Source organism: Bacillus sp. NPDC060175 (assembly GCF_042728695.1).
Lineage (GTDB): Bacteria > Bacillota > Bacilli > Bacillales > Bacillaceae_G > Bacillus_A.
Window position 1 is genome coordinate 1 of sequence record NZ_JBHWYR010000185.1, and the last position, 2,184, is coordinate 2,184.

Consider the following 2,184-nt stretch of genomic DNA (forward strand, 5'->3'; position numbering starts at 1 on the left):
GATATAAAAATAAACATTTTAAATGATAAATTTAATAGTAGGTATTCCCCGAATGGTTTTTTTAGTGTTTTCTTTCAAAAGGATAAAAATAAGACTATAATCAATAATATTTACCCAGGTTATGGAAGTTTTTATATAAGATTTCTTAGATATACGAATATCCAAGAAAAATATAGGAAGGAAATAAATGAGTTTTATTATGATGATAAGTGCAAATATGCTGAAATAAATGAGACTTTAGGGTTTAATGCAAATGTTTCTAATGAAGTATATTTACCTTACAGATTAATTGATGATATATCAAGATCTGTGGATCATAAGCAAAATTATGAGAAGATTATACAAAGTAATAATTGTATGTTGGTATATAAAGAAAATGAATTGTTCCTAGAGTTTGAGAATGAATATATAAAACCAGTAATTAATAGTAGTTTAATCAGAGCTCTATATCCAGGAAAATTAGCTTTTGTTAGTAGTATATTTACCAATATTAACTTTATTACAAATTTGTTGGTTCTAAAGATTAATTATGATAAAGATATAAATATTTTACCGAGGGTTACATATAAAGATTTAGTGTTAAATAGAAAAAAACACTTTGTGAAGAATAATGTTTTTAAAGACTTGCAAAACAAAGAATGGTTTGAACGTTATATATCTATTAGAAATTGGATTGAAGAAAATAATATAGGGAATGAGTTCTACATTAGAGTAAGAAAAAAAGAATACATCGGAAAAAACATATTATCATTTGATGTGGAGTTTCAGAAACCTCAATATTTTAATTTGGAAAGTCCACTTTTAATGAGACATTTAGCCAGCATTCTGACTAAATCGGCGGAATTGATAATTGAAGAGTCTATTCCAAAAGATTCTTCATCTCCAGAATTTATGCAGGAGGTCAGGGTAAATGAGTAACAAAATATATAAAATTTCTATTTCTGTAAACGTGCAAAAAGAATTTAAATTAAGTTTTTTGAAAGAGATAATTAATACTATAAAAGAATTTAGGGTTAAAAATCCTGAAGTAGAACTATTCATATTTCGTAACATAGAAAACGGCCCGAAGATTAATGTATATATATATGGAAAAAGGGACGTTTCGTATACTTTATATTGTGAAGTGGAAAGTTTGTTTCAGAAGTTTTTAAAGGAAAATAAATTAAAACTTCGGGAAAACTCGATTTATAGCACTAGTATGGAAGAATTGAAAACAATGAATAATCTTCTAACGTATTCGAATTATGAAAATTTAACTTTATCGTTCGAATGTATAGATAATATAGAGCGTAATGGCGAATATCATAGTGATGAAGAAAAGGAATTTGTAAACAAATGGCTATTGGAAAATGGCACTTTGATTGAAGATACTATTAATTTTGTAATAGAAGAAGAACCTTATAAAAAAATATTATTTGCTGTATTGCTATTCAAGATAATTTCTTCAAAATTAGATAGAAAAAGTTTAAGAGGATATTTATCTTTCAAATCTCATTATGAAGGTTTTATAAATTATAAAGAGTATGAAATGAAGGGATATGCAGAAAAATTCAAAAAATATTATGATGTATATCACCAACAATTATACTCGAATTTCTATACTTTTGACGAAATGAAGGACGAGCATATGAGAAGATTATTGATGACATGGGCTAATAGAATCGATAAAGCCGTAGTGGATATAAAAGTGCTACCCAGAAGGAAATTAGAGGTAGATCATATGGAATCCTTTGTGGAAATGAGTGAGTTTCATAAAAATATCTTCTCACAGGAGAATATTCATTATTATGTTAGTGATGAATTCCAAAATTATAGAATATTAATCAATTTAATTTATTTACTTTTACCTACATTAGGTATAAATACAATTGAGAGATTACTGGGTAGCTATATCTTAATACGATTGATTGAGGAAGGATAAACTTGAAGTATATATATAATAATAATTTGTTTATTAAATCAAAGAATGAAAAAAAATATTTGTTACGTATAAAAAATAAGGAATTATACATTGATAAAGAAAAAATTAATTACTCTTTAATAGAAGAGATTGTTACTTTAACTTGTGAAAGTATTGATTCTAAAGAATTAGAGACTATTTTGAGAAAGACATATAGTATATATGAAATAGAATTACATCTTAAACTATTGGTTAAGATAAAAGCGTTATCAATAGTTCAGGAT

Annotated in this window: 3 protein-coding genes; all 3 read left to right on the forward strand. The window is 25.6% G+C overall.

Translation table 11 applies throughout. The annotated features are described in order from the left end of the window. Nucleotides 1-918 (forward strand): hypothetical protein (locus ACFWDE_RS30390; protein WP_377896384.1); only part of this gene is annotated, 918 nt, incomplete at its 5' end. After that, on the forward strand, nt 911-1,921 hold the full coding sequence (locus ACFWDE_RS30395) for a hypothetical protein (protein ID WP_377896385.1): 1,011 nt from the start codon (nt 911-913) through the stop codon (nt 1,919-1,921). The genes ACFWDE_RS30390 and ACFWDE_RS30395, both read left to right, overlap by 8 nt. A 2-nt stretch (nt 1,922-1,923) precedes the next feature. Continuing rightward, on the forward strand, nt 1,924-2,184 hold a 261-nt coding region (locus ACFWDE_RS30400; protein ID WP_377896386.1), incomplete at its 3' end, for a hypothetical protein.

What these genes read in the sequence shown, in the direction of transcription:
- ACFWDE_RS30395 (WP_377896385.1), top strand. Translation starts at nt 911, where the DNA reads ATGAGTAACAAAATATATAAAATTTCTATTTCTGTAAACGTGCAAAAA.